The organism is Muriicola sp. (assembly GCF_041567615.1).
Lineage (GTDB): Bacteria > Bacteroidota > Bacteroidia > Flavobacteriales > Flavobacteriaceae > Muriicola.
On the sequence record NZ_JBFGBM010000005.1, the window covers coordinates 26,891 to 33,546 of the forward strand.

Genomic DNA, 6,656 nt, shown 5'->3' on the forward strand with positions numbered 1-6,656 from the left:
CCGGAGATCTGATTTGAAAAGGAGATACTTTATAGAAAGAACGGCTTTAGCCGCCGGCACCCTGTCCCTGACAGGGTTTTCTGTCCTGGGCCGAAATCTGGTCCCTACCCCTTCATTCCGTCTCAATTATGCTCCCCATATAGGAATGTTCCGTGAAAGTGCAGGGGATGACCCCCTGGATCAGCTTCATTTTATGGCTGATGAAGGATTCCGGGCATTCGAGGACAACGGCATGGCCGACCGCCCAGTGCAGGAGCAGGAGGCCATGGCCTCAGTCATGAAGGAAAGGGGATTGCAAATGGGGGTTTTCGTCGCCCATAAAATCTACTGGAACAGTGCCAACCTGGCATCGGGAGATGATGAAAAACGGGAAGAATTCCTTTCCCAGATCAGAAATGCGGTGGAAGTGGCCCAAAGAGTTGGGGCCAGGTGGATGACCGTGGTACCCGGACACAGGGATACGCGTTTGGAGATGGGTTACCAGACCGCCCATGTCATTGAAAGCTTAAAACGAGCCTCCGTGATTCTGGAGCCCCACAACCTCACTATGGTACTGGAGCCTCTGAATTTCAGGGATCATCCCGGACTCTTCCTGACGCAAAGTCCTCAGGCCTATGAGATCTGCAAGGCGGTGGCTTCGCCCTCCTGCAAGATCCTGTTCGATATCTATCACCAGCAGATACAGGAAGGGAACCTCATCCCCAATATTGAAGCGTGCTGGGATGAGATCGCTTATTTTCAGATCGGGGATAATCCCGGAAGGAAGGAACCTACCACCGGGGAGATCAACTACGCCAATGTGCTTGAACTTATCCGTAGTAAAGGTTATACGGGCATCCTAGGGATGGAACACGGAAATTCGCAACCCGGAGCAGCGGGCGAGAGGGCCGTTATCGATGCCTATAAACAGGTCGACCCAAAGCCATAAATCATCTTGTCTTTGGTCTTTGTATCCTCACAAACCGTTAATTTTCAGTAAGCTGCAGCCTACTTGCGATCCGAACGCTATCTTTTGATCGTATATTCTATATAGGTGGGATGTCATGGAATACTATTTCTTACTGCTTTCGTTTTATATCCTTCTTTTACTGGTCGGGAATGCCGCGATCAGGCCCAGGGTTGATAAATAAGGTCAGTCCTGGTATAAAAAGAATATACCCCGGGATAATTCCTTTCTTGGGGCTAAGGACTACCGGGGCATAACTTAATAAACACTCTCTACTACCTAAGCTGTAAGTATTCAGGGTTCAGGGCAGATCCGGATAAATCTATCATTAAGATCCGCACATGAGGCAGTCATCGTCTGCCTGGCCTGCCTTGGCCTGAGCGATCAGGGCTTTCATTTCTTCCGGGGTCATGGGCTCCACATCTCCTGCAGAGTCATTTACCAAAGAGGCTTTTACCTGAATGCCCTCAGCGGCTTTCGGATCCGGTGGAGTCGCGGCTGTTACCTCTGCCTCAGCTGCTACACTGATCGGTACTTCTTTCTTCTTCGTATTGTCAAGGGTGAATTTGATCGCATCCACGGCTGCCTTGGTCCTGAGATAGTACATCCCGGTTTTAAGTCCGCTTTTCCAGGCGTAAAAATGCATGGATGTGAGCTTGGAGAAGTTGGCATTTTCCATAAAGAGGTTCAGTGACTGACTCTGATCTATGAAATAGCCTCTCTGGCGAGACATATCGATGATATCCTTCATACTCAGCTCCCATACGGTTTTGTAAAGCTCCTTGATATCCTCTGGGATTCCTTCGATGTGCTGAATGGAACCGTTGGCCCTCATCAGTTCCTGTTTGAGGTTCTCATTCCAGAGTCCGAGATTTACCAGGTCTTCCAGGAGGTGCTTATTGACCACAATGAATTCACCGGAAAGTACCCTTCTCGTGTAGATGTTGGAAGTGTAGGGTTCAAAACATTCGTTGTTGCCGAGGATCTGTGAGGTAGATGCCGTTGGCATGGGAGCCACCAGCAGGGAATTTCTCACCCCGTGTTTTTTCACGTTTTTGCGCAGTTTTTCCCAATCCCATCGGCCTGACAATTCTTCGTCCTTGACCCCCCACAGGTTATGCTGAAATTTACCTTCCGAGATAGGGCTGCCCTTGTAAGTGGAGTAAGGCCCTTCTTCTTTGGCCTCCTCCATGGAAGCGGTCACAGCTGCGAAATACAGGGTCTCAAAAATCTCCTGATTCAGTGCCTTGGCCTCGTCGCTGGTAAAGGGCATACGCAGAAGGATGAAGGTGTCTGCGAGACCCTGTACCCCAAGGCCTATGGGCCTGTGGCGCATATTGGAATTCCTGGCTTCTTCAATGGGATAATAATTCCTGTCGATAACCCTGTTGAGGTTTTTAGTGACCCTCTTCGTTACCCGGAACAACTCTTTGTGATCAAAAGCGCCGTTCTTGACGAACATAGGCAGGGCGATCGATGCCAGGTTGCACACGGCCACCTCATCAGGGGAAGTGTATTCCAGGATCTCGGTACAGAGGTTGGACGACCTGATAGTCCCCAGATTTTTTTGATTGCTCTTGCGGTTAGCCGCGTCCTTGTAAAGCATATAGGGCGTTCCCGTCTCTATTTGAGATTCCAGGATCTTCTCCCAGAGCTCCCTGGCCCTGATGGTCTTCCGGCCCTTTCCTTCCTGCTCGTATTTTGTGTATAGCTTTTCAAATTCCTCGCTGTGACTGGTAAAGAGACCCGGGCATTCGTTGGGGCACATGAGGGTCCACTCTCCGTCTGTCTCCACCCGTTTCATGAACAGGTCCGGAATCCACATGGCATAGAACAGGTCGCGGGCGCGCATCTCTTCCTTCCCGTGGTTCTTTTTCAATTCCAAGAAATCGAAGATATCGGCATGCCAGGGTTCCACATAGATGGCGAAACTTCCTTTCCTTTTACCTCCGCCCTGGTCTACGTACCTGGCCGTGTCGTTAAATACCCTGAGCATGGGGACGATCCCGTTGGAGGTGCCGTTGGTCCCGGCGATATAGGAGCCGGTTGCTCTGATATTGTGAATAGATAATCCAATTCCCCCGGCTGATTGTGAGATCTTGGCGGTGTTCTTCAGGGTGTCATAGATGCCGTCTATGCTGTCATCTTTCATAGCGAGGAGAAAGCAGGAGGACATCTGAGGTTTGGGCGTTCCCGAGTTGAACAGGGTTGGAGTGGCGTGGGTGAAATATTTTTTGGACATCAGCTCATAGGTCTCAATGGCCGAATCCAGATCGCTTAGATGGATCCCCACGGCCACCCTCATCAACATGTGCTGTGGCCGCTCTACGATCTTCCCGTTCAGCTTCAGGAGGTAAGAGCGCTCCAGTGTCTTAAAACCAAAATAATCGTACCCAAAATCGCGGTTGTAAATAATCGTGGAATCGAGTTTTTCAGCATTTTCCATGATGACCTGGTACACTTCATCCGAGAGAAGAGGAGCATCTTTCCCCGTCCTTGGATTCACGTACTCGTAGAGGTCCTTCATCGTTTCTGAGAAGGACTTTTTGGTATTTTTATGCAGGTTGGAGACGGAGATACGGGCAGCGAGCTTGGCGTAATCCGGGTGGGCCGTGGTCATGGTAGCAGCGATCTCAGCGGCAAGATTGTCAAGTTCCGAGGTGGTAACCCCGTCGTAAAGACCTTCAATCACCCTCATGGCCACCTTTACGGGATCGACCAGGTCATTGAGTCCATAACACAATTTACGAACCCTGGCTGTGATCTTGTCGAACATCATGGGTTCCTTTCTGCCGTCTCTTTTTACTACATACATTTTGCTGCGATTATTTGGTTAGAATACTATGGCCTTGTCAAGTTTCACAAAAACTTAACATTTCAAAAACAGGGCACAAAAAGTCCTGTGGCATGAGGACTTCTTACGCTATGGGATTTACTTAGAAATCAGCGTCAAAACTGATCTTCTGAGAATCTGTATCTTTTTCCTTATTCAGGACGCCTGCCTTTTGATATTCGGATACGCGTTTCTCGAAGAAATTCGTTTTCCCCTGAAGGGAGATCATATCCATAAAATCAAAAGGATTGGTAGAGTTGTAGACCTTTTCACATCCGAGTTCGACGAGCAACCGGTCTGTAACAAATTCGAGGTATTGGGTCATCAGTTTTGCGTTCATCCCGATGAGGCTCACGGGGAGGGACTCGGTGATGAATTCCCTTTCGATATTCAGGGCATCCACGATGATCTCGGTGATGCGTTTTTTAGGCACCTTGTTGACAAGGTGTTTGTTGTGTAAGTGGACGGCGTAATCACAGTGCATTCCTTCGTCCCTGGAGATCAATTCATTGGAGAAAGTAAGCCCGGGCATAAGGCCTCTCTTTTTCAGCCAGAAGATGGAACAGAAGGCCCCGGAGAAGAAGATTCCCTCAACCGCAGCAAAGGCGATCAGCCTCTCGGCAAAGCTGGGAGACTCGATCCACTTCAGCGCCCAGTCAGCCTTTTTCTTGATCGCAGGGAAGTTCTCAATAGCCTTGAAAAGGATGTTCTTTTCCTTCTCGTCCTTCACATAAGTGTCTATGAGCAGGGAATAGGTCTCAGAATGGATGTTTTCCATCATGATCTGAAATCCGTAGAAGAACTTGGCTTCCGTATACTGCACTTCGTTCACGAAGTTCTCCGCCAGGTTTTCGTTCACGATCCCGTCAGAGGCGGCAAAGAAGGCCAGGATGTGTTTGATGAAGTACTTCTCGTCTTCATTGAGCTTATTGTTCCAGTCAGAAAGGTCCTGATGCAGGTCGATCTCCTCCGCAGTCCAGAAACACGCCTCGCATTTCTTGTACCATTCCCAGAGATCGTGGTGTTTGATCGGGAATATTACAAATCTATCTTCATTTTCCTGCAAGATGGGTTCTACGGCTTCTGACATTTTTTGAATCTGTATTTAGCGTTAGTATTGAGATGAAAAAGTATTTCGAGTTGGGACTAACAAAGATTCAAAAATGTTATTGAACTGTAAAGTCTGTTTGAGCATAACGGAGCCAAAGTTTTTAACACGATGTGTTGAAATCTAGGCTCGCCGGTTACAGGTTCGGCCCTAAGCCAAACCGGCATAAGCTCATATATTTTTGAGATCCCTGAACAGGAAGCGGCCTGACCAGGAAGTATATTTCAGGATACTATTCGGTATACTGAATTGCGGTTCTGTAAAAGCATCCCCGATTCTAATTTTTTTCTGGATATCCCGATGATTATATCGTTCAGATCAATCCCCGAATGAGTAGCTCTTTACATCTTGTTAGAAGATTTATGGACGCAAAAAAAGAGGACAAAAAAATGCGGAATTCTTACTGAATTCCGCATTGAGTTTTTTGATAACGGGAGGACTGGGACGCACTCCTTATGGAGTATTGTTGGCAACAGGTAACATTTCCTGAAGGGCGAGTTCCTGCTGACTCGACTCTGATTTAACGGCCTCCCTTTCCCTGTTCTCTATGATGGACGCGACTGCAAGTACGAACACGAACAGAATAAATAAAAGGACACACTTTTTCATGGTCTTAACTGGTTAGATTATCTCTCCTTAGCCCTCATCTTATTCCTATTAACTAAAAAGATTTTATGCTAAGGATAGCCAAACTAATCAATGAAGGAGGCCCCTAGAAAAATATTCCATGAACGGTATAAATAATCTGTGAAATACTTAGCTCAAGGTTCGGTGATCCCGTGCTGCTTCCTCCAGTTCGGCATACCATTGCTCCCCGAACTTGCGGATCAAGGCATCCCTGACGAACCTGAACACCGGAACCTGAAGCTGCTCCCCTAGTTCACAGGCGGGATCGCAGAGTTGCCATTTGTGATAATTCACTGCTGTAAGGGAAGAATATTCCTTCACCCGAACCGGGTACAAGTGACATGAAACGGGTTTCCTCCAGGCAGTGGCCCCTTGGTTAAACGCTTCCTCTATCCCGCATTTGGCGATCCCATCGGGATTGAATACGGTATAGGCACATTCCTTACCGTCGATCAGGGGCGTCTCCCATTCGCCATCCTCGCCTATCACCCAGCTTCCCTGTGTTTCAATGGCCTTGATGCCTTCGGGCCGAAGAAAGGGTTTTACTTCGGGATAGATGGCTTCGAGCATCCCGGTTTCACTCTCTTCCAGGGGTGCGCCGGCATCCCCGTCGACACAGCAGGCACCTTTACAGGCCGAAAGATTGCAGACAAAGTCCTTCTCGATAATCTCTTCGGATACCAGGGTTTTTCCTAACTGGAACATAGGTTTACGAATAGGCTACAAAGATATCCTGATTCTCAGTACAAATTGGCATATTATTTCACTTTTACTCCCCTGCGGATGCAAAAATATATAGTACTTTTGCACCGTTTTTAATGCCTGATGGTATGCACCTGAATTTTCGTGAAATAGCAACTGCCAGTATTATCCTCTTTGCGGTCATCGATATCGTCGGCAGTATCCCGATCATCATCGATCTGAGGAAAAAAGTGGGACATATACACTCAGAAAGGGCCTCTATCATCGCGGCCTGCATCATGGTGGCTTTCCTTTTCGTGGGGGAAGAGATCCTGAACCTCATCCGCATCGACGTGTATTCCTTTGCCGTGGCCGGGGCGTTTATTATTTTCTTCCTGGCCATTGAAATGATCCTGGGCATTACCCTTTATCGAGACGATGAGCCGAGTTCTGCCTCTGTA

Annotated in this window: 6 protein-coding genes; 2 read left to right on the top strand and 4 right to left on the bottom strand. The window is 48.1% G+C overall.

The window, feature by feature from the left end:
* Positions 1–13: 13 nt before the first annotated feature.
* Positions 14–928, top strand: a complete 915-nt coding sequence (locus ABYP73_RS00845) for a hydroxypyruvate isomerase family protein (protein WP_372973181.1) — start codon at positions 14–16, stop codon at positions 926–928.
* 346 nt (positions 929–1,274) lie between these two features.
* Here ABYP73_RS00845 and ABYP73_RS00850 read toward each other — a convergent pair whose 3' ends face one another.
* From ABYP73_RS00850 to ABYP73_RS00865, 4 genes are all read right to left on the bottom strand, one after another.
* On the bottom strand, positions 1,275–3,761 hold the full coding sequence (locus ABYP73_RS00850; RefSeq protein WP_372973182.1) for a ribonucleoside-diphosphate reductase subunit alpha: 2,487 nt from the start codon (positions 3,759–3,761) through the stop codon (positions 1,275–1,277).
* Positions 3,762–3,882: 121 nt separating this feature from the next.
* Positions 3,883–4,869, bottom strand: coding sequence for a ribonucleotide-diphosphate reductase subunit beta (locus ABYP73_RS00855; RefSeq protein WP_372946520.1), 987 nt, complete (start codon positions 4,867–4,869; stop codon positions 3,883–3,885).
* Positions 4,870–5,340: 471 nt separating this feature from the next.
* The gene (locus ABYP73_RS00860; RefSeq protein ID WP_372946521.1) at positions 5,341–5,496 is read right to left on the bottom strand and encodes a hypothetical protein; all 156 of its coding nucleotides are present in this window, start codon (positions 5,494–5,496) and stop codon (positions 5,341–5,343) included.
* Positions 5,497–5,643: 147 nt separating this feature from the next.
* Positions 5,644–6,219, bottom strand: a complete 576-nt coding sequence (locus ABYP73_RS00865) for a DUF3109 family protein (protein ID WP_372973183.1) — start codon at positions 6,217–6,219, stop codon at positions 5,644–5,646.
* 125 nt (positions 6,220–6,344) lie between these two features.
* On the opposite strand from ABYP73_RS00865, the gene ABYP73_RS00870 reads away from it, so the two are divergent.
* Positions 6,345–6,656, top strand: a 312-nt coding sequence (locus ABYP73_RS00870; RefSeq protein WP_372973184.1) for a MarC family protein, incomplete at its 3' end; no start/stop codon positions are given.